This window comes from Pseudomonas sp. NBRC 111143 (assembly GCF_001320965.1).
GTDB classification, from domain to species: Bacteria; Pseudomonadota; Gammaproteobacteria; order Pseudomonadales; family Pseudomonadaceae; genus Aquipseudomonas; species Aquipseudomonas machongensis.
The window spans coordinates 50,918-71,747 of the sequence record NZ_BCBT01000029.1; the positions used below are offsets into that span (position 1 = coordinate 50,918).

The following is a 20,830-nucleotide window of genomic DNA, read 5'->3' on the forward strand; positions in this document are numbered from 1 at the left end:
GAGGGGTTCTGCGGATGACTCCCAGCCTCCCAGATATCGGAACCGCCCTGGATGCCAACGCTTGGATTCCTACTCAAGGAGTATCGAAATGCCCCCTAAGACCTTCAAGGGCCAACTGGGCCTGGCTGTCCTGTCCCTAGCGCTGGCACTGCCCCTCCAGAGTTTCGCGCAGCCTGCCAAACCAGATGCCGAAGGCACGCCCATCATCACCTACAAGGGCGATGTTTCAGATGATGCCCTCGTTGCGACCTTGCCTGGCTTCAAGAACGGGTTTGCTGAAGTCAACGGGGTCCGACTGCACTACGTCACCGGAGGCAGCGGTGAAGCCGTGGTGCTGATGCCTGGCTGGCCGGAAACCTGGTGGGCTTATCACAAGGTGATGCCGACACTGGCTAAACACTACCGAGTCATCGCGGTCGATATTCGTGGAATGGGCGCTTCGGGCAAACCGGAGGACGGCTACGATAAAAAGAACATGGCCAAGGATATCCGTGAACTCCTGGCCCAGCTCGGTTACGACAAAGCGCATATCGTTGGTCATGACATCGGTGCACAGGTGGCGTGGAGCTATGCCGCAAATTATCCGAAGTCCACCAGCACCCTGACGATGCTCGACGTAACACATCCGGATCAGGACATGGCGAACATGCCCATGCTTCCGCAGCACGGGACCTTCGGCCCGAAGCTCGATGAGGATCACGCCTATCTATGGTGGTTTGCCTTCCACCAGGTGAAGGGGTTGCCGGAAAAAATGCTGCAAGGCAGGGCAGAAATAGAACATGACTGGTTCTTCCGCTACCTGCTCAAGGATGAGTCGGCCATCGATGCCCGCGACCGCGCAGTCTACGCGGCAGCCTACAACCGTGAAGGTGGCGTACGGGCAGGTAACGCGTGGTACCAGGCCTTCACCCAGGACATCATCCACGAAAAAGGCTACGCCAAGCTGCAGATGCCGGTACTCGGTATTGCCGGGCCTGGTTACACCTGGGTCAACGCAACGCTCAAGGCGAAGGCTATCGATGCCAGGACTTACAAGCTTCCCAAGAGCGGCCACTACGTCGCCGAGGAAGATCCAGAAGGCACGCTGAACTACCTGCTTCCATTCCTGAAAGAACACAGCGATCGCTGATCCGAAGCCCCAACTGAGAGGACCCTGTCATGACTTCCATTCACCACACCAAGCACGAAGGCAAAGTCGCCCTGGTAACCGGCGGCAGCTCAGGCCTTGGATTGGCGACGGTTCAACGCCTGGTTGCCGAAGGCGCCTTCGTCTATTTCACCGGCCGCCGAGAGGCCGAACTTGAGGCCGCTGCACTAGCGCTCGGCGATCATGCACAAGCTATCCAAGGCGATATTACCCGCCAGGAAGATCTGGATCGCATCTTCGCCCGCATCAAGGAGCGCCATGGTCGCCTCGACATCTTGTTTGCCAACGCTGGCGGCGGCGAGTTCAGCCCTCTCGGTGCAATTACCGAGGCTCAGTTCGACAAGTACTTCGGGATCAATGTGAAAGGCACGCTTTTCACCGTTCAGAAAGCGATCGAACTCATGCCCGAGGGATCGGCGATTGTCGTCAATGGCTCAATGGTGTCGATCAAGGGCATTCCGGCGTTCAGTATCTACGCCGCGACCAAGGCAGCGCTGCGCTCAATGGTGCGGACATGGGTGTCGGACCTCAGAGGCCGAGGTATCCGCGTCAATATCATCGCGCCTGGCACTATCGTCACTCCCGGCTACAAGTCCGAACTGGGTTTGAATGACGAGCAGATCCAGGACCTTGTCAAACATGCATCCGAAGCATCCCCGCTCGGGAGGGTCGGGCAGCCTGATGAAGTCGCCAAGGCCGTTTCGTTCCTTGCCAGCGACGATGCCAGCTACATCACAGGCGTTGAACTGTTCATCGACGGTGGTACGACCCAGATCTGATACTCGGTGCACCAGGGGCAGCCGCCCCTGGTGCCTGCGCCCCGTTAGTTAGCGAGTTTCGATGATGATCACTGATAGCTATTCGCGTCGACTGCTGCTCAAAGGCCTCGTTGCCGGATCTGCTGGGCTTGCAATGGGAGTCGGCAGGGCGCAAACACGTTTGCCAGACACTGTTGCGCAACTGGTGCTCGCAAAGGCATCAGACGCCATAGAGCCCTTCCGCGTTTCAATACCGCAGGCGGCATTGGATGATCTCAGGCAGCGACTCCAACTGACGCGTTTTCCCGACCAGGAGACGACGCCTGGGTGGGCGCAGGGCGTTCCACTGACGAAGGCGCGAGCACTGGTCGAATACTGGCTTCAACGCTATGACTGGCGGAAATTTGAAGCCCGAATAAATGCTTATCCGCAGTTCAGAACGCGTCTTGATGGCCTGGGCATCCATTTCATCCACGTACGATCGCGCCATCCAGGCGCGCTACCTTTGCTGTTGACCCACGGCTGGCCAGGATCGATCGTCGAGTTTCTGAATGTCATCGAACCCCTGACCAATCCCACTGCCCATGGCGGCAAGGCATCAGATGCATTCGATGTGGTTATTCCCTCCCAGCCGGGTTTCGGCTTCTCGGACAAACCCGAAGCTGCAGGGTGGGACATGGCCCGCACCGCGAACGCATGGGCCGAGCTGATGCGTCGCCTGGGTTACCAGAAGTGGGTAGCTCAAGGCGGTGATTGGGGCTCAGGCATCACTCATGCCCTGGGACACCTGCGACCGGATGGATTGGTGGCTGCGCATGTGAACTGGCCACTCGTCTTTCCAGACAAGCTCCCCGACGATCCAACGCCGCAGGAGAAAGCGGCTATCGATGCGGCGAATGACTTCTTCAATAACCAGATGGGCTATTTCATGCTGCAGGCCACACGTCCCCAGACGATTGGCTACTCACTTGCTGACTCCCCGGCCGGTTTGGCAATGTGGATCTATGAAAAATTCCAGGCATGGAGCGACAACAGGGGCAACCCTGAGGATGCAATCAGTGATGAAGCCATGCTCGACAATATCTCGCTGTACTGGTTGACGAACACAGGGGCTTCCTCGGCTCGTATCTACTGGCAGAACAAAGGGACAAAGCCCGGCTTCAACGCGGGCAGGATAGAACTGCCGATGGCAGCCACCATTTTTCCACGGGAAATCTATCGAGCGCCACGTAGCTGGGCGCAGGAGCACTGGCCTAACCTGTTCTACTGGAATGAAGTGGATCGGGGCGGACACTTTGCCGCTATGGAACAACCACAACTGTTCTCGGAAGAAATGCGACGGGCTTTCAGTCGCGTGCGCTGAGTTCTGTGAAGTGCAGGCAATCGCTCGCCGGAAGCTGAGTGGGTCAAGGATTCACCCTCCGGCACAATGCAAGCAAGCAGTTCAGATCGCTGGCTGCAAGATGTTAGAGTATGCGTTCTTTGGTAAGTAGGCTGAGAAACGATGGGCTCGCCGATCCCGCAGTTCAGTTGTGGTCTGGATGCTACCTTGAGAGTCGTCGGAGGCAAGTGGAAGCCCCTGATCCTCTTCTTCCTGTTCGACGGGTCCAAGCGTTACGGAGAGTTGAAGCGCTTGGTTCAGGGCGTCAGTGACAAAATGCTTATCCAGCAACTCAAGGAGCTGGAGTCTGACGGCATTATTTCCCGGACCGATCACAAAGAAGTGCCCCCACGCGTGGATTACGCGTTGACTGCCATTGGTCGCACACTCGCCGAAGCCTTGATCCCGCTTTGCGGATGGGGGACCGAGAATGTGGCATTGATCGCCTCAGCCATCGCCAAGCGGGCCGAGTCCTGACACCACGGCTTATGGTTATTTGCGGCCTTCTCTGAGCGAGAAGGCTGGCCGAGGCCTTACCTTTCGAGCAGCAGAAACTGACCGGCCTTCTCGACTCTGCAAGGCAGAGTGCCGGTGCTGCGCGGGCTGACATGCCAAGCACACCCATTCGGGTCCTCTGAATCACCCAATAACCCCACTCAATCTTCTCCATAGCGGAAATATATTTTGCGCGCTAAATATTTGCGCGCAATATTCACCTCAAGCAGCAAGCAGTCGCTGAACCCTTACCGAACCCTTGGAGAACGATCATGACCACTCTTCGCAAAGCCTTCGCCATCGCCACCCTGAGCCTCGGCACCACTGCAGGCGCCTTCGCCCAGTCCATCGAGGCCACGCCGTACCACTACGGCATGAACCTGGACATCGCCCAGGTCATCGCGGTCGATGCCCCGAACAGCACCCGCAGCCATGCCTCGGCCGCCACCCTCACCTACCGCGACAGCAGCGGCCAGGTGCAGAAGGTCAGCTACATCCACCCCACCACCGCCGCCAACCAGAACTGAACCCCACGGCCCGACACCAGAGGAGCTTGAACCATGAAACTGTCCCGCACCCTGACCACCGGCCTGCTGGCCCTCGCCGTCAACAGCGCCTTCGCCGCCGGTAGCCCCGGCGTCGAGCACACCACCCAGGGCTTCCTCGACGCCCTGGCCGCCGGTGGCGGCAAGCCGCTGGAAACCTTGGCGCCCAAAGACGCACGGGCAGTGCTCAGCGGTGCGCAGGCCAGCGTCAAGGTCGACCTCTCGGGTATCGAGGTCGAGCGTCGCACCCTGCAGATCGACGGCAAGCCGCTGGACATCCGCGTGGTGCGCCCGCAAGGCGCGAAGGGTGAGCTGCCAGTGTTCATGTTCTTCCACGGCGGCGGCTGGGTGCTGGGCGACTACCCGACCCACGAGCGCCTGATCCATGATCTGGTGGTCGGCTCCGGCGCGGCGGCGGTCTATGTCGACTACACGCCATCGCCAGAAGCCAAGTTCCCCACCGCGATCAACCAGGCCTACGCCGCAACCCGCTGGGTAGCCGAGCACGGCAAGGAAATCGGTGTGGATGGCAGCCGACTGGCCGTGGCCGGCAACAGCGTCGGCGGCAACATGGCGGCGGTGGTGGCGATCAAGGCCAAGGAAGCAGGTACGCCCAAGCTGCGGTTCCAGGCGCTGTTGTGGCCGGTCACCGATGCCAACTTCAACAATGCGTCGTACAACCAGTTTGCCGAAGGGCACTTCCTGACCCGCAACATGATGCAGTGGTTCTGGGACAGCTACACCACCGACCCGCGCCAGCGTGACGACATCCATGCTTCGCCGCTGCGGGCCAGCCTGGATCAACTCAAAGGCCTGCCACCAGCACTGGTGCAGACTGCCGAGATGGATGTGCTGCGTGACGAAGGCGAAGCGTACGCCCGCAAGCTCGATGCCGCCGGTGTGCCAGTGACTGCCGTGCGCTACAACGGCATGATCCATGACTTCGGACTGCTGAACGTGCTGGGGCAGGTGCCCGGAACTCGTAGCGCGATGGGCCAGGCGGCGCAGGCGCTGAAGGAACATCTGCAATAACGATGGTGGCCTCACGGGCCTCTTCGCGGGCAAGCCCGCTCCCACATTTGTAGGAGCGGGCTTGCCCGCGAAGAGGCCCGTGAGGGCTACAAAGGCTCCAAATCCTGAACGCTGCTTCCCACCCCCGACGGTTGCCCCCTCCCCCCGCCGAGACGAAAATGCCTACCGTCCCCGGCGCCTGCTCACACAGCGCTTCATCCAAGCCTCCTGGAGTTCTACCCATGCCACATGAAGGCAGCATCCTGCAGACCGCAGTGATCTTCCTGCTTGCCGCCGTCGTCGCCGTGCCCCTTGCCAAGCGCCTGCAACTGGGTGCCGTCATCGGCTACCTGCTCGCCGGCGTGGCCATCGGACCACAAGCACTGGGCCTGATCCGCGACACCGAGAGCGTGGCGCACATTTCCGAACTGGGCGTAGTCCTGCTGCTGTTCATCATCGGCCTCGAACTTTCCCCACGACGCCTGTGGCTGATGCGCAAGGCGGTGTTCGGCGTAGGCCTGGCACAAGTGGTGCTGACTGGCGCGATCATCGGTGCCATCGCCCTGTTCGGCTTTGCCCAGTCCCTGCCAGCAGCCGTGGTGCTCGGCCTGGGCCTGGCGTTGTCATCCACCGCGCTGGGCCTGCAGAGCCTGGCCGAAAGCAAGCAACTGAACGCCCCCCATGGGCGCCTGGCCTTTGCCATCCTGTTGTTCCAGGACATCGCGGCAATCCCGCTGATCGCGCTGGTGCCCTTGCTGGCGGCCAGCGGCCCGGACACCAGCCACGGCGACAGCATCGAACATGGCCTGCGGGTGTTCGGCAGCATCGCCATCGTCATCGTCGGCGGGCGCTACCTGCTGCGCCCGCTGTTTCGCATCGTCGCCCGTACCGGCCTGCCGGAAGTGTCTACGGCCACCGCACTGCTGGTGGTGATCGGCACTGCCTGGCTGATGGAGGAAGCCGGCATTTCCATGGCGCTGGGCGCGTTCCTCGCAGGTCTGCTGCTAGCCGACTCGGAATACCGGCACGAGCTGGAGTCGCAGATCGAGCCGTTCAAGGGCCTGCTGCTGGGGCTGTTCTTCATCAGCGTTGGCATGGGCGCCAACCTTGGCCTGCTGCTGGAGGCACCCGCGCTGTTGCTGGGCCTGACCTTGCTGCTGGTAGCGGTGAAACTGCCACTGCTGATGCTGGTCGGCCGTGCGGTGGGCGGCCTGAGCAACCTGAGCGCGCTGCGCCTGGGGCTGGTGCTGGCGGCGGGCGGTGAGTTCGCTTTCGTGGTGTTCAAGCTGGGCAAGGACCAGAACCTGTTCGACACCTACACCTACGATCTGCTGCTGATGACCATCACCCTGTCGATGGCCCTGACGCCGATGTTGCTGCTGGCCAGCTCGCGCCTTATCAAGCGCCCGGCGCCAGCCCGCGAAGTGCCAGAGCAATACCGCACGATCCAGGCCGACGCCCCGCGCGTGGTGATCATCGGCATGGGCCGCATGGGGCAGATCGTGGCGCGTATCCTGCGGGCCCAGAAAGTCTCCTTCATCGCCCTGGACACCTCGGTCGATGCCATCGAGATGACCCGCACCTTCGAACAGGCCCCGGTGTTCTACGGCGACCCGATGCGCCCCGAGGTGCTGCATGCGGCCAAGGTCGGCGAGGCCGAGTACTTCGTCATCACCACCGACGATCCGGAAGCGACCATCCGCATCGCCGAGCGGGTCAAGCATGAGTATCCGCACCTGAAGGTGATCGCCCGGGCGCGTAACCGCCAGCACGTGCACAAGTTACTCGACGTCGGCGCCGAGCCGATTCGCGAGACCTTCTACTCGAGCCTGGAGATGACCCGCCTGACCTTGATCGGCCTTGGCCTGAGCGAGGCCCAGGCGGCAGACCGCATCCAGCGCTTCACCGAGCATGACCAGCAGGTGCTGGAAGCACAGGGACGGGTTCGCGATGACCGGGCGAAGGTGATGCAGACGGCCAAGGAGGCCAGGGTGGAGCTGGAGCGGTTGTTCGAATCGGATAGCGACTGAGCTGTATGCCGCAGGGGCCTCCATGCCGCCCCTGCGGCGACACGGCACCTGCTCGACGCCGTGCCAGGAAGGGTCAAAATCAGCTTCGGCTCAAGCAAATCCCAGCCGCGCGATAGGCGGGTGCTCACGATGAGCAGCCTGCCATAGATCATAAGCCGCCTGCTCTGCCAGATATTGGCGGGCACTGCCCAGACCAGCCAATTCAAGCCGGTACGCAAGATCGGCGGAGATAGCTGCGCGCCCGTTCATCACAGTGGACAGTTGACCTCGGGAATAACCGAGATGACGAGCAAGCGCAGAGACACTCAGGCCAATCGCCGGCAGGACATCCTCGCGCAACGCTTCACCCGGATGGGGGGGGTTATGCATGGGCATGACAGTGCCTCCTAGTGATAGTCCAGATAGTCCACAAGCTCTGCATCAGTGCCGACAAAGCGAAACACCAGCCGCCAATTTCCCGATACGTTGACAGCCCAATACCCCTCCAAATGTCCGCGCAGGGGATGAATACGGTTTCCCGGACGCTCCATATCGTGCGGGCCCTTCGCGATCTCGAGTGAGGCCAAGAGTCTTCGTAAGCGCGGTACATGATCGGCACGAACACCCGACCTGTCGTCACGCTGGTACAAAGCCTTGAGGCCCTTGTGCCTGAAGCTTCGTATCATGGTCGCCAAAGTGTAAGGCCATACCTTACACACCTCAAGCACATCGAGCTCATTTGAACGTTGCTCCTCTACACAGAATGCACAATTCTGGAGGGAAGGCGTTCCGGGAGGCAGTTTCAGCTTTCCGCCTAAGGCGTGAGAGCCTTCCGATCCACTGGCGTGATCTGATACCTGCGAAAAACCCACCACACAAACAGCAAAAAGGGCGACTGTCTCCAGTCGCCCTCAATCCCGCAGTTGCGCAGGCCCGGCCTCAGCCAGTCACTTCGCCAGAAACGCCAGCAAGTCGTCGTTCAATTGCTGCGCGTGGGTCACGGCAAAGCCGTGTGGTGCACCCTGATACACCTTCAACTGCGCCCCCTCGATCATCTCGGCGGCTTTCTTGCCGGTGGTCTCGAACGGCACGATCTGGTCGTCATCGCCGTGGATCACCAGTGTCGGTACATCGATCCTGGCCATGTCCGGGCGGAAATCCGTTTCGGAGAACGCCGTCACGCAGTCGATGGTGCCTTTGAGCGAGGCCAGCAGGGCAATGTTCAGGGTCTGGGCCTGCACGCCCTGGGAGACTTTCTGCCCATGGTTGATGCCATAGAACGGCGCGGCGAAGTCGGAAATGAACTGCGCACGGTCGGCACGCAGGCCGTCGCGAATACCGTCGAATACCGACTTGTCGACGCCCTCGGGGTTGTCGGCGGTCTTGATGAACAGTGGCGTCACCGCACCCAGCAGCACCAGCCCGGCCACGCGCTCGCTACCATGCTTGGCGATGTAGCGGGTTACATCGCCACCGCCCATGGAGAAGCCGACCAGGGTGACGTCACGCAGGTCCAGGTGCTCGATCAACTGGGCGATGTCATCGGCAAAGGTGTCGTAGTCGTAACCGTTCCACGGCTGGCTGGAACGCCCGAAGCCGCGGCGGTCGAAGGCGATGGTGCGATAGCCGCGGCTGGCCAGGAACTCCATCTGGCCATCCCACATGTCGGCGTCCAGCGGCCAGCCGTGGCTGAACAGCACGGGCTTGCCGCTGCCCCAGTCCTTGTAATAGATCGCGGTGCCATCGCGGGTAACTAGTGTGCTCATGTCGGAATCTCCTGAAAGTCGGGTAGGTCTGGATCTTGAGTGCGGGGCGCGAGGAACATTCCATCGCGCGGCTGGCCGGTCGGTCACGAGGTGCACCGACCGGCCATTGGCTGGGTCACTTGCCCGTGGTGAGGGCGTTGTAGCTGGTGATCAGGTTGCGGTAGTCCGGGATGTGGTTGGAGCACAGCGCGGCCAGGCCTTCGACGTCGTTGCGCCAGTCGCGGTGCAGCTCGCAGGCCACGCCGAACCAGGTCATCAGTTGCGCACCGGCAGCTTCCATCCGGCGCCAGGCGGCATCGCGGGTCATCTCGTTGAAGGTGCCGGAGGCATCGGCCACCACGAACACTTCGAAGTCCTCGGCCAGGGCCGACAGCGCCGGGAAGGCCACGCACACTTCTGTCACCACACCGGCGATGATCAGTTGCTTCTTGCCGGTGGCCTTCACCGCCTTGACGAAATCTTCGTTGTCCCAGGCGTTGATCTGGCCAGGGCGGGCGATGTAGGGCGCGTCCGGGAACAGCGCCTTGAGCTCCGGCACCAGTGGGCCGTTGGGGCCTTGTTCGAAGCTGGTGGTGAGGATGGTCGGCAGGTTGAAGAACTTGGCCAGGTCGGCCAGCGCCAGCACGTTGTTCTTGAACTTGTCCGGCTCGATGTCACGGACCAGCGACAGCAGGCCTGCCTGGTGGTCGACCAGCAGTACGGCGGCGTCGTCTTTGTTCAGGCGGTTGTAGGTGAATTGGCTCATGGTCTGTACTCCCAATGTGTCTTCGATGTGCGGTAAGTGGGGTGTTGCGCGTTGATGAGTACAGATTAAAAACATCACCTTTGATGCGGTAGACTGCAAAAATTGTCTGTAGCGTTCTGTTTGGAGAACGATCTTGGAAGACCTGAATTCCCTCTATTTCTTTACCCAGGTCGTCGAGCATGGCGGCTTCGCCCCGGCGGGCCGGGCGCTGGACATGCCCAAGTCGAAACTCAGTCGGCGCATCGCCGACCTGGAAGACCGTCTTGGCGTTCGCCTGCTGCACCGTACCAGCCGCCACTGTTCGCTGACCGAGATCGGCCAGACCTACTACAACCGTTGCCTGGCCATGCGTGTGGAAGCCGAGGGCGCGGCAGAGATCATCGAGCGCAACCGCAGCGAACCACGTGGCCTGGTGCGCATCAGTTGCCCCACCACCCTGCTCAACTCGTGGGTCGGGCCGATGCTCACCCGCTACATGCTCAAGTACCCGCAGGTGGAGCTGTTCATCGAGAGCACCAACCGTCGCGTCGACCTGTTGCATGAAGGCTTCGATGTCGCGCTACGGGTGCGCTTCCCGCCGCTGGAGAACACCGACATGGTGATGAAGGTGCTGAGCAACAGCACCCAATGCCTGGTGGGCCATCCATCGTTTCTCGCCCAGCTGCCCGAAGGTTTCGAACCGCAGGTATTGAGCTCGCTGCCAAGCCTGCACTGGGGCGCGGCGCAGCAGAAGTATCAATGGGAGTTGTTCCAAGGGGAGGACATGGCGCGCAAGCTGGTGATCACGCACACGCCGCGCATGGTCACCGATGATCTGTTCGCGCTGCGGCATTTCGTGGTGGCGGGGGTGGGCATCGCGCACTTGCCGCGGGTGGCGGTGCGCGAGGACCTGGCCCAGGGGCGCCTGGTGGAGATGTTGCCGGCGTGGCAGCCGCGCTGCGGGATCGTCCATGCGATCTTCCCGTCGCGGCGCGGGCTGCTGCCTTCGGTACGCTCGCTGATCGACCATCTGGCCGAGGAGTTTGCGGTCAGTGATATGGCTTGAGTTTCAGAACGCGAAGCAGGAACAGCCCAGCGCTCCCCAGAAGCCCTGATAGTCGCTCACCGGCACACTGGAATGGCGTGCCTTCTCATGGCTGTGCGCATGCACCCCGCACGGCCCGACACACTGGTGTACCGCCGCAGCCAGCGGCGCACCGGCCCGCCAGTGGCCCGGCACCTTGGCCACCGGCGACCACTCGGGCACCACCGGAATCTGCGCCGGGCCGAGCTTGTCGAACTCCGCCGCGCCGTACACCACCTTGCCATCCACCACCGTCAGCACCGACTCGATGCTCTTGATCGCCTCTTCCTCGACGCTGAAGAAGTCCAGCGACAGCGCCGCCAGGTCAGCCAACTGCCCGACCTTGATCTGCCCCTTCTTGCCCTGCTCGCTGGAGAACCAGGCGCTGCCATGGGTGAACAGCTCGAGCGCCGTGGCGCGACTCAGGCCTTCCGGATACAGCTCCAGACCGCCAACGGTCTTGCCGCTGACCATCCAGTACAGCGACGTCCAGGGGTTGTAGCTCGACACTCGGGTGGCATCGGTGCCGGCACCGACCGGCACACCCTCGGCGAGCATGCGCTGGATCGGCGGGGTCTTCTCGGCGGCCTTGGCGCCGTAGCGGTCGACGAAATACTCACCCTGGAAGGCCATGCGGTCCTGGATGGCAATCCCGCCATTCAACGCCCGCACCCGCTCGATGTTCTTCGGCGAGATGGTTTCGGCGTGGTCGAAGAACCACGGCAGGTTGTTGAACGGGATGTCGCGGTTGACCTTCTCGAACACATCGAGCATGCGCGAGATGGACTCGTCGTAGGTGGCATGCAGACGGAACGGCCAGCGCTGCTCGACCAAGTGACGGATCACCGGCTCCAGCTCTTCTTCCATGGTCTGCGGCAGGTCCGGACGCGGCTCGAGGAAGTCCTCGAAGTCGGCAGCGGAGAACACCAGCATCTCGCCAGCGCCGTTGTGGCGCAGGAAGTCGGTGCCGCTGTGAACCTTCACGCTCGAGGTCCACTTCTTGAAGTCGTCCAGCTCTTCCTTGGGTTTCTGGGTGAACAGGTTGTAGGCGATGCGCACGGTCAGCTGGTCGTTGTCGGCCAGTTGCTGGATCACCGAATAGTCGTCCGGGAAGTTCTGGTAGCCGCCACCTGCGTCGATGGCGCTGGTCAAACCGAGGCGGTTGAGCTCACGCATGAACTGACGGGTCGAGTTGACCTGGTACTCCAACGGCAACTTCGGCCCCTTGGCCAAGGTGGCGTAGAGGATGGTCGCGTTGGGACGGGCGATGAGCATGCCGGTCGGATTGCCGAACTTGTCGCGCTGGATTTCGCCACCGGGCGGGTTGGGTGTGTCCTTGGTGTAGCCGACAGCACGCAACGCCGCACGGTTGAGCAGCGCCCGATCGTACAGGTGAAGGATGAACACCGGCGTGTCAGGCGCAGCCTGGTTGATTTCTTCGAGGGTAGGCATGCGTTTTTCGGCGAACTGGAATTCGTTCCAGCCACCCACCACTCGCACCCATTGCGGCGTTGGTGTACGCAGGGCCTGCTCCTTGAGCATGCGCAGGGCATCGGCCAGCGATGGCACACCTTCCCAGCGCAGTTCGAGGTTGTAGTTAAGGCCGCCGCGGATCAGGTGCAGGTGCGAGTCGTTCAGACCCGGGATCACCGTGCGCTGCTTCAGGTCGATGATCTGCGTGCTGTTGCCCTTGTGGGCCATGGCCTCGGCATCGCTGCCCACGGCGACGAAGCGCCCGTCCTTGATGGCCACGGCAGTGGCGGTCGGTTTTCCACGGTCGACAGTGTGCAGCTTGCCGTTGAACAGAATGAGGTCGGCGGTCATGGGATCTCCTGAAATGTCGGCATGGGCGGAATCGGTGAAGGGCAGTGCGGACCAGAGCGCGCCAGCCGCACCGAGCAGGGTGCTGTTGGCGAGGAAACGGCGGCGGCTCTTGTCGGTGGGGTCCTGGTTCATGGTGCTCTCCGTCCGGTGGTGTGATCGGGCGATTGAACGCTAGCAGTGGATCGTCCGGCGTGCGCTCAACGGCGCAGCCATCCGGCGCAGCGGCGCGTCACCCACGGCATGATGAAGAACACCACCGGGAGGATGACGCACAGGTTGACCAGCAAGTTGCTCGCCAACGGCCCGCCCAGCGGCGGCACCTTTGCGAACAGCGGCGCCAGCAACAGGGGCACCAGCAAGGTCATCGGGCAGATAACCAGATAAGTCAGCACCGCCTGCTTCCAGCGCGCAGGCTGTGTAGCTGCCGTGCTGGATGGGGTGAACCAGAACTCCGGGTCATCGTGGATACGGGTCTGGTCACCCTCCTCCAGCAGCGGCAGCACTTCGGCGACCAGGCGCTGGCGCTCCGGTGAATCGACCCAGGCACGCAGTTGTCCTGCATCGGCAAAACGCACCACGGTGGTGAACTGACCACCATTGTCGTCCGGGCGGATTACGTTCACGTCCAGATGACCCGGTTGGCGGCGGGCAACCCCGACGGTATGACGCAACCAGGTCTCGTAGTGCGCCAGGGCATCGGCCCGGACCTCGTGCTGGATCACCAGGGTGACCACGCTGCTGTTGTTCATTGCTGAATACCTGAGCAAAAGTTGACCAGGCGCCGCAGAGGGCGCCTGGCGGGGCGGCTCACTTGCCCGCGGTGAGGGCGTTGTAGCTGGTGATCAGGTTGCGGTAGTCGGGGATGTGGTTGGAGCACAGCGCGGCCAGGCCTTCGACGTCGTTGCGCCAGTCGCGGTGCAGCTCGCAGGCCACGCCGAACCAGGTCATCAGTTGCGCACCGGCAGCTTCCATCCGGCGCCAGGCGGCATCGCGGGTCATCTCGTTGAAGGTGCCGGAGGCATCGGCCACCACGAACACTTCGAAGTCCTCGGCCAGGGCCGACAGTGCCGGGAAGGCCACGCACACTTCTGTCACGACACCGGCGATGATCAGTTGCTTCTTGCCGGTGGCCTTCACCGCCTTGACGAAATCTTCGTTGTCCCAGGCATTGATCTGGCCAGGGCGGGCGATGTAGGGCGCGTCCGGGAACAGCGCCTTGAGCTCCGGCACCAGTGGGCCGTTGGGGCCTTGCTCGAAGCTGGTGGTGAGGATGGTCGGCAGGTTGAAGAACTTGGCCAGGTCGGCCAGCGCCAGCACGTTGTTCTTGAACTTGTCCGGCTCGATGTCACGGACCAGCGACAGCAGGCCTGCCTGGTGGTCGACCAGCAGTACGGCGGCATCGTCTTTGTTCAGGCGGTTGTAGGTGAATTGGCTCATGGTCGTGCTCCTTCGGATGGGTTGGGTTGTTGTCTCGACTGCATGGGCACAGATTAAAAACATTGCATTTCTTGCGGTAGATAGTGAAAAACAGCCTTAGCGTTCCTTTTTTGGAACGATGAAATCGGTGCGGTCTTGTTCGCGGGCAAACCCACTCCCATAGATGCCCCATTGCCTGGGCAACCAACCTGCTCTTTACTACCCCTCAGCCCTCCCCTAGCCCCCCGAGACCACCATGCTGGCCTTCATCCAGTCTTATCCCCTGCTGCTGGGTACCTGCCTGATCTTCCTCGACCTGCTGCTCTGGCAACTGATCCCGCTGGAGCGCCGCGCCTGGCGTATCGTCACGCGCCTGGGCATCTTCGTCATCTTCAGCGCAGTTCTGCTGGCGGCCGGCATGAGCCCGCTGCAACCGCCGCCATGGGCGGACGATGTCGCGCGCAACCTGATCGCCACGGTGCTGACCATCGGCTGGTGGCTGTTCGGCGCGCGCACGGTGACGGTGGTGTTCGGCCTGCTGATGATCGCCCGCGGCAGTCACGGCGGACGCCTGCTGCAGGATGTCGTGGGAGCGCTGATCTTTCTCGCCGCGGCCGTGGCAGCGGCAGCCTATGTCCTGCAACTGCCGGTCAAGGGGTTGCTGGCGACCTCCGGGGTGATGGCCATCGTCATCGGCCTGGCGCTGCAGAGCACCCTGGCCGACGTGTTCTCCGGCATCGTGCTCAACACCACGCGGCCCTACCAGATCGGTGACTCGATCTCCATCGACGGCACCGAGGGCAAGGTGGTGGATATCGACTGGCGCGCCACGCGGCTGATCACCGGCAGCGGCAGCCTGGCGGTGATTCCCAACTCGGTGGCAGCCAAGGCGCGCCTGCTCAACCACAGCCGGCCTGCCGACCGCCACGGAATTTCGATCAGTGTGGTGGTACCCGCCAGGATCCGCCCCAAGCGGGTGTTCGATGCGCTGGAAAAAGCCCTGCAAGGCACCAGCGCCCTGCTCCCGTCACCCGCAGCGAAGGTGTCGGTGAAAGCCTCGACACTGGAATCGGTGGAATACGAGGCCAGCGGCTTTATCGCCGACGCGGCGCACAAGACCGAAGTACGCAACCAGCTGTTCGACCTCGCCCACCGCCATCTCGAGGCCAGCGGCGTGATGTGGAACCTCGACCTCGCGGTGACCCCACGCAGCCGACAGCGTGAGCTGCTCGACGAAGTGCGGGTGTTCCGTTCCCTGAGCAGCGAGGAGCGCGATGCCCTCAGCCAGCGCATGATGGCGGTGGAGTATCTGGCCGACCAGGTGATCCTGGATGTCGGCGAACAGTCCGATCACCTGCTGGTGATCGGCAGCGGCGTGGTACAGGCAACGATCCGCAATGGCGACAAGCGGGTGGAGGCCGGGCGCATGGGGCCGGGGGAAGTGCTGGGGATCGAGGGCATCATGGACGAGGACAGCTCGTTCGCCGAATTCCGCACCCTGACCGGCTGCCTGCTGTACCGGATCGACAAGGAGCAGGTGCGCAGTTGCCTGGCCGAGCGCGGCGAAGTGGTACAGGCGTTGAACAAGCTGCAGCGCTTCAGGCTGCAGAGCCGGGAGTCACTGCTGCTGCAGAAACCGGCAGCGGTGAAGAAGGGTGGCTTCCTGAGCTGGCTGCACAAATAAACGGGCCCTTTCGCGGGCTTATCCGCGAAAGGGCCAGCGCAATCACAACACCACGCGCAAGCACTGCCCAGCGTGATACAGCGAGAAGCCCGACTCGTAGAAGGCCGTGCGCAACGAAGGCGCACTCACCGGCTTCATCGGCGAGAACGGGATCGGCAGGTGGTCGGGATCATCCTTGAGCAGAAACTCCGCAAGGGCCCGCCCAATCACCGTGCCCGTGGTATTGCCACGACCGTTGTAGCCCGTCACCGCCACCACCCCCGACGCCGGCTCGAACAGGCGCATCAGGTGGTCGGGGGTGAAGTCGATGCAACCGGTCCAGTGCACCTCCCACTCGACCTTGCCCAGCTCGGGGAAGTAATGGCTCTGGATTCGATCGGCCCAACTGCGCACGAACCAGGCCGGCTTGTTGTCGACCCGGCCCAGACTGCCGAGCAGCAGGCGACCTTGATCATCGCGGCGGATGCTGCTGAGTACGGTGCGGGTATCCCACGAGCCCTGGCCATGGGGCAGGATCCTGTCGGCCGCCGCCCCCTGCAGTGGCTTGGAGGCGACCTGGTAGTAGTAGCCGCGGAAGAAGTGCTTCTGCAAATGGCTCCAGTCGCCCTCGGTGTAGGCGCCCGTGGAAATCACCACCTTGTCGGCGCGCACGCTGCCACGGTCGGTGGCGACTCGCCAGCCGTCGCCATCACGTGTCAGGCCTTCGACCGGCGATTGCTGGAACAGCTTACCCCCCAGACGCTGCACCGCGGCGGCCAGACCCTGGGTGTAGCCCATGGGGTTGATGGTGCCAGCGCGGCGGTCGAGCAGCGCGGCGGAAATCTTGTCGGTACCGCAGTATTCCTGGCACTCGGCCCCCCGCAGCAGTTCCACGTCGGCACCCCGGCGGCGCCATTGCTCGTGGCGTGCTTCGAGGTCGGCGAGGCCCGTGGCGTTGTGCGCCATGTGCAGGTTGCCTTTGTGCTGAGCCTGGCAGTCGATGCCCAGGCGTTCGATCATGGCGAAGACTTCACCGGGTGCCTCGCCCAGCACCTTGTTCAGGCGCCCGCCCTGCTCGACGCCCAGGGTTGCCTCGACGTCGTCAGGGCGAATCCAGGTCCCGGCATTGACCAGCCCGACATTGCGCCCGGAACCGCCATGCCCAACCTTCCAGGCCTCCAGCAGGACGACCGACTTGCCCTGTTCGAGCAGGTGGATCGCCGCCGACAGCCCGGTGATTCCTGCGCCGATCACGCAGACATCGGCCGTGTATTCACCGGCCAGGGCCTGTGAAGCAACGGTCGGTTGGGTGATCGATTCCCACAGACATTCTTGACGCAGTTCGGACATGGCCCGGCTCCAGCAATATTGTTCTTGTTGCGGTTAGGGCGGCGTATCGCCCAATCGCGGGACAAGCTCGCTCCTACAGGGATCCCCATCGCCTGCGCGATCCTTGTAGGAGCGGGCTTGTCCCGCGAACCGGGGGCCAAGGCCCCCGGCCATTACATCAGTCGAACACGATGCCCTGCGCCAGCGGCAGCTCACGCGAGTAGTTCACGGTATTGGTCTGACGGCGCATGTAGCCCTTCCACGCATCCGAACCGGACTCACGGCCACCACCCGTCTCTTTCTCACCACCGAAGGCGCCGCCGATTTCCGCGCCGCTGGTGCCGATGTTGACGTTGGCGATACCGCAATCACTGCCCGAGGCGCTCTGGAAGCGCTCGGCCTCGCGGATGTCGGTGGTGAAGATGCACGACGACAGGCCCTGTGGCACTTCGTTGTTCAGGCGCAGCGCCTCTTCGAAATCATCGTAGGCCAGCACGTAGAGAATCGGCGCGAAGGTTTCGTGGCGCACCACCTCGCTCTGTGCCGGCATCTCGGCGATGGCAGGCGATACGTAATAGGCATTGGGGTACTGGTCGGCCAATTGCCGCTCGCCACCGAAGACCTGCCCACCCTCGTCGCGTGCCTTGGCCAGCGCGCCCTGCATGGCGTCGAAGGACAGCTTGTCGATCAGCGGGCCGACCAGGTTGTCCTTGCGCGGGTCGCCGATGCGCACCTTGCCGTAGGCGGCTTTGACGCGGGCGACCACTTCGTCCTTGATCGAGCGGTGGACGATCAGGCGGCGCAGCGTAGTGCAGCGTTGGCCAGCAGTACCCACGGCCGAGAACAGGATGCCGCGCACGGCCAGGTCGAGGTCGGCGCTCGGGGCAAGGATCATGGCGTTGTTACCGCCCAGTTCGAGGATGCTGCGGCCGAAGCGCGCCGCAACCCGTGGGCCTACTTCGCGGCCCATGCGGGTGCTACCGGTGGCGCTGACCAGCGGTACACGTGGATCATCGACCAAGGCTTCACCGGCTTCACGCCCGCCGATCACCAGTTGGCTGAGGCCCTGCGGCGCCTCACCAAAGGCTTTCAGGGCCTTCTCGAACAGCGCCTGGCAGGCCAGTGCGGTCAGCGGGGTCTTTTCCGAAGGTTTCCACACCACCGAGTTGCCGGCTACCAGCGCCAGCGTGGTGTTCCATGCCCATACCGCAACCGGGAAGTTGAAGGCGCTGATCACCCCAACCACGCCCAGCGGGTGCCAAGATTCACGCATGTGGTGGCCCGGACGCTCGGAGGCGATGGTCAGGCCGTAGAGCTGACGAGACAGGCCGACGGCGAAGTCGCAGATGTCGATCATCTCCTGCACTTCGCCCAGGCCTTCCTGGGTGATCTTGCCGGCTTCGATGGACACCAGCTCGCCAAGGTCAGCCTTGTGCGCACGCAGCACTTCACCAAACAGACGCACCAGCTCGCCGCGACGCGGGGCCGGTACGTTGCGCCAGGCTTCGAAGGCTGTTTGCGCCTGGTCGATGCGGGCGATGGTCTCGGCCTTGCCGAGCAATTTCACCGAGGCGATCTGGCTGCCGTCGATCGGCGTGTGAACAGGGTAGTCGCCCTGGGTGTGATCCGCGGCGGCGACGCCGAGGCGCTCGAGCAATGCAGCAACCATTGTGCTTCTCCTACATCGGGTGAAGGGTTGAAAAGGTGATGGGGATCAGTATTAATCCGATTACATTGCTGCAACAAACGACCTTTATTCCTCTTATCATTCCCCTGCGGAATGGTATCGCTGCCGTAGAGAGTGCCATGTCCAAACGCCTGGTTCCGTCGATGACGGCCTTGCAGTGCTTCGAGGCTGCCGCCCGCCACCTGAACTTCACCCGCGCCGCCGAAGAGCTGCACCTGACCCAGAGCGCTGTCAGCAAGCAGGTGGCACAGCTCGAAGAGATGCTGCGTCACCACCTGTTCCTGCGCATCCGCCGGCGCCTGCAGCTCACGCCGGCGGGCTCGCTGTACCTGGCCGAGGTCAACAAGATCCTCACCCAGGTGGACATGTCCAGCCGCTATGTCCTCACCTATGGCGAGCAGACCGAAGTATTGAAAGTAGCCACTCAACCGAGTTTTGGCGTGCGCTGGTTGATTCCTCGGCTCAAGGGCTTTGGCAAACGCCACCCAAACATCCACCTGGACATCCGCAACGAAATGGAGCCCTTCGCCCTGCTGCAGGGCTCGGCCGACGTGGTGTTCTTCTTCGGACAGGGCACCTGGCCGGGTGCGACCTGCGTGGAACTGTTCGGCGAAGAGGTAGTGCCGGTATGCGCCCCGGAGCTACTGGCCGGACAAGTGCTGGACAGCCCCGGCGCGCTGGCCGGGCAGGTGCTGCTGCAAAGCACTTCGCGGCCGGAGGCCTGGCATGAATGGTTCCTGGAACAGGGGCTGCACACCGACAACAGCTACCATGGCCCGCGCTTCGACACCTTCTACATGGCCCTCAGTGCCGCGCAGTCCGGCTGCGGCGTGGCCCTGGTGCCGCGCTACCTGGCGGCCAAGGAGTTGGCCGAGGGTAGCCTGGTGGTGGCCTGGAACCATGCCATGCCGAGCAACGGCAAGCACTACCTGGCGTTCGCCGAACATGCCGCGGAGGTGCCCAAGGTGCGGGCGTTGGTGGAGTGGATTCGGGCGCAGTTGCCAGGGTGATGCGCTGGAGCGGCCGGCCCTATCGCGGGACAAGCCCGCTCCCACAGGCACCCCGCTGGTCTCAGAGTCGGCGGGGGCCTGTGGGAGCGGGCTTGCCCCGCGATTGGGCCGGCAAATTCAATAGCAAAAGGAATGACCCTCACACTTTTTTTCGCTTGTGGACAAAGTCCATTCCCCGCTTTCATGTAAGGGTATCTACTGACCTTCAGGAAGCTAGCGATGCCCGCCCACGATTTCGTCAGCCCCGACAGCATCCGCGCGCAGTTCTCTGCCGCCATGTCGCTCATGTACAAACAGGAAGTGCCGCTGTACGGCACGCTGCTGGCGCTGGTGAGCGAAATCAACCAGCAGGTCATGGCCCAGCAGCCTGAGGTCGCCCAGACCCTGCGCTGGACCGGTGAAGTCGAACGCCTGGATCAGGAGCGCCATGGCGCGATCCGCGTCGGCACCGCCGAAGAGCTGGCGACCATCGCCCGCCTGTTCGCCGTCATGGGCATGGAGCCGGTTGGCTACTACGACCTGAGCTCGGCCGGCGTCCCGGTGCACTCCACCGCCTTTCGCGCGGTGCACGAACAGGCGCTGCACATCAGCCCGTTCCGCGTGTTCACCTCGCTGCTGCGCCTGGAACTGATCGATAACCCGCCCCTGCGCGCCTTGGCCCAGGACATCCTGGCCAAACGCCAGATCTTCACCCCGCGCGTGCTCGAACTGATCGCCCAGCGCGAACGCGACGGCGGCCTGAACGCAGCCGATGCCGAAACCTTCGTACAGGAGGCGTTGCACACTTTCCGCTGGCACCAGCAAGCCACCGTCACCGCCGAACAGTACCAGCAACTGCACGATCAGCACCGCCTGATCGCCGATGTGGTGGCCTTCAAGGGCCCGCATATCAATCACCTGACGCCACGCACGCTGGACATCGATGCGATCCAGGTCGGCATGCCGGCCAAGGGCATTCCGCCCAAGGCCGTGGTCGAAGGT

Annotated in this window: 20 protein-coding genes; 11 read left to right on the forward strand and 9 right to left on the reverse strand. The window is 62.8% G+C overall.

Translation table 11 applies throughout. The annotated features are described in order from the left end of the window. The first annotated feature begins 88 nt into the window (after positions 1–88). From APH44_RS16855 to APH44_RS16885, 7 genes are all read left to right on the forward strand, one after another. Entirely contained in the window at positions 89–1,129 is a 1,041-nt protein-coding gene (locus APH44_RS16855; RefSeq protein WP_054893699.1) for an alpha/beta fold hydrolase, read from the forward strand. Between the two features lie 29 nt (positions 1,130–1,158). After that, the gene (locus APH44_RS16860) at positions 1,159–1,926 is read left to right on the forward strand and encodes an SDR family NAD(P)-dependent oxidoreductase (RefSeq protein WP_054893700.1); all 768 of its coding nucleotides are present in this window, start codon (positions 1,159–1,161) and stop codon (positions 1,924–1,926) included. Positions 1,927–1,990: 64 nt separating this feature from the next. Next, the gene (locus APH44_RS16865; protein ID WP_125931774.1) at positions 1,991–3,268 is read left to right on the forward strand and encodes an epoxide hydrolase family protein; all 1,278 of its coding nucleotides are present in this window, start codon (positions 1,991–1,993) and stop codon (positions 3,266–3,268) included. Positions 3,269–3,409: 141 nt separating this feature from the next. After that, entirely contained in the window at positions 3,410–3,763 is a 354-nt protein-coding gene (locus tag APH44_RS16870) for a helix-turn-helix domain-containing protein (RefSeq protein WP_054893702.1), read from the forward strand. 290 nt (positions 3,764–4,053) lie between these two features. Then, a complete protein-coding gene (locus tag APH44_RS16875) occupies positions 4,054–4,308 on the forward strand; it encodes a DUF2790 domain-containing protein (RefSeq protein WP_054893703.1) in 255 nt (84 codons plus the stop codon). Between the two features lie 33 nt (positions 4,309–4,341). After that, positions 4,342–5,358, forward strand: a complete 1,017-nt coding sequence (locus APH44_RS16880; protein ID WP_054893704.1) for an alpha/beta hydrolase — start codon at positions 4,342–4,344, stop codon at positions 5,356–5,358. Positions 5,359–5,579: 221 nt separating this feature from the next. Continuing rightward, positions 5,580–7,367 (forward strand): monovalent cation:proton antiporter-2 (CPA2) family protein, encoded by a 1,788-nt coding sequence (locus APH44_RS16885; protein ID WP_054893705.1) that lies wholly within the window; start codon positions 5,580–5,582, stop codon positions 7,365–7,367. A 90-nt stretch (positions 7,368–7,457) separates the two neighbouring features. Here APH44_RS16885 and APH44_RS29205 read toward each other — a convergent pair whose 3' ends face one another. The 4 genes from APH44_RS29205 to ycaC (APH44_RS16900) all read right to left on the reverse strand — a co-directional run bounded on the left by APH44_RS29205 (position 7,458) and on the right by ycaC (APH44_RS16900) (position 9,857). After that, on the reverse strand, positions 7,458–7,742 hold the full coding sequence (locus APH44_RS29205; RefSeq protein WP_081255182.1) for a HigA family addiction module antitoxin: 285 nt from the start codon (positions 7,740–7,742) through the stop codon (positions 7,458–7,460). Positions 7,743–7,753: 11 nt separating this feature from the next. Beyond that, complete coding sequence (locus APH44_RS16890) at positions 7,754–8,032, reverse strand: type II toxin-antitoxin system RelE/ParE family toxin (protein ID WP_054893718.1); 279 nt, start codon at positions 8,030–8,032, stop codon at positions 7,754–7,756. Positions 8,033–8,293: 261 nt separating this feature from the next. Beyond that, on the reverse strand, positions 8,294–9,112 hold the full coding sequence (locus tag APH44_RS16895; RefSeq protein WP_054893706.1) for an alpha/beta fold hydrolase: 819 nt from the start codon (positions 9,110–9,112) through the stop codon (positions 8,294–8,296). Positions 9,113–9,227: 115 nt separating this feature from the next. Further along, entirely contained in the window at positions 9,228–9,857 is a 630-nt protein-coding gene (gene ycaC, locus APH44_RS16900) for an isochorismate family cysteine hydrolase YcaC (protein WP_054893707.1), read from the reverse strand. Positions 9,858–9,990: 133 nt separating this feature from the next. Between ycaC (APH44_RS16900) and APH44_RS16905 the strand changes: the two genes are divergently transcribed. After that, a complete protein-coding gene (locus APH44_RS16905; protein WP_054893708.1) occupies positions 9,991–10,902 on the forward strand; it encodes a LysR substrate-binding domain-containing protein in 912 nt (303 codons plus the stop codon). Positions 10,903–10,905: 3 nt separating this feature from the next. Here the strand turns inward: APH44_RS16905 and APH44_RS16910 are convergent, their stop codons facing one another. The 3 genes from APH44_RS16910 to ycaC (APH44_RS16920) form a co-directional block, all read right to left on the reverse strand. Continuing rightward, positions 10,906–12,744 carry an amidohydrolase gene (locus APH44_RS16910; protein ID WP_177342480.1) on the reverse strand — a complete coding sequence of 613 codons (1,839 nt, stop codon included), beginning with the start codon at positions 12,742–12,744 and terminating at the stop codon, positions 10,906–10,908. A 197-nt stretch (positions 12,745–12,941) separates the two neighbouring features. Beyond that, entirely contained in the window at positions 12,942–13,493 is a 552-nt protein-coding gene (locus APH44_RS16915; RefSeq protein WP_054893710.1) for an antibiotic biosynthesis monooxygenase, read from the reverse strand. A 58-nt stretch (positions 13,494–13,551) separates the two neighbouring features. Further along, on the reverse strand, positions 13,552–14,181 hold the full coding sequence (gene ycaC / locus APH44_RS16920; RefSeq protein WP_054893711.1) for an isochorismate family cysteine hydrolase YcaC: 630 nt from the start codon (positions 14,179–14,181) through the stop codon (positions 13,552–13,554). Between the two features lie 235 nt (positions 14,182–14,416). Here ycaC (APH44_RS16920) and APH44_RS16925 point away from each other — a divergent pair, with 235 nt between their 5' ends. Beyond that, complete coding sequence (locus tag APH44_RS16925; protein WP_054893712.1) at positions 14,417–15,844, forward strand: mechanosensitive ion channel family protein; 1,428 nt, start codon at positions 14,417–14,419, stop codon at positions 15,842–15,844. Positions 15,845–15,886: 42 nt separating this feature from the next. On the opposite strand, the gene APH44_RS16930 is transcribed toward APH44_RS16925, so the two are convergent. After that, a complete protein-coding gene (locus APH44_RS16930; RefSeq protein ID WP_054893713.1) occupies positions 15,887–17,173 on the reverse strand; it encodes an FAD-binding oxidoreductase in 1,287 nt (428 codons plus the stop codon). A 157-nt stretch (positions 17,174–17,330) separates the two neighbouring features. Continuing rightward, a complete protein-coding gene (locus APH44_RS16935) occupies positions 17,331–18,821 on the reverse strand; it encodes an aldehyde dehydrogenase family protein (RefSeq protein ID WP_054893714.1) in 1,491 nt (496 codons plus the stop codon). A 137-nt stretch (positions 18,822–18,958) separates the two neighbouring features. On the opposite strand from APH44_RS16935, the gene APH44_RS16940 reads away from it, so the two are divergent. After that, positions 18,959–19,849: a LysR substrate-binding domain-containing protein gene (locus tag APH44_RS16940; protein WP_054893715.1), complete on the forward strand. Its 891-nt coding sequence runs from the start codon at positions 18,959–18,961 to the stop codon at positions 19,847–19,849. Positions 19,850–20,068: 219 nt separating this feature from the next. Then, on the forward strand, positions 20,069–20,830 hold a 762-nt coding region (locus APH44_RS16945), incomplete at its 3' end, for a VOC family protein (RefSeq protein WP_156343767.1).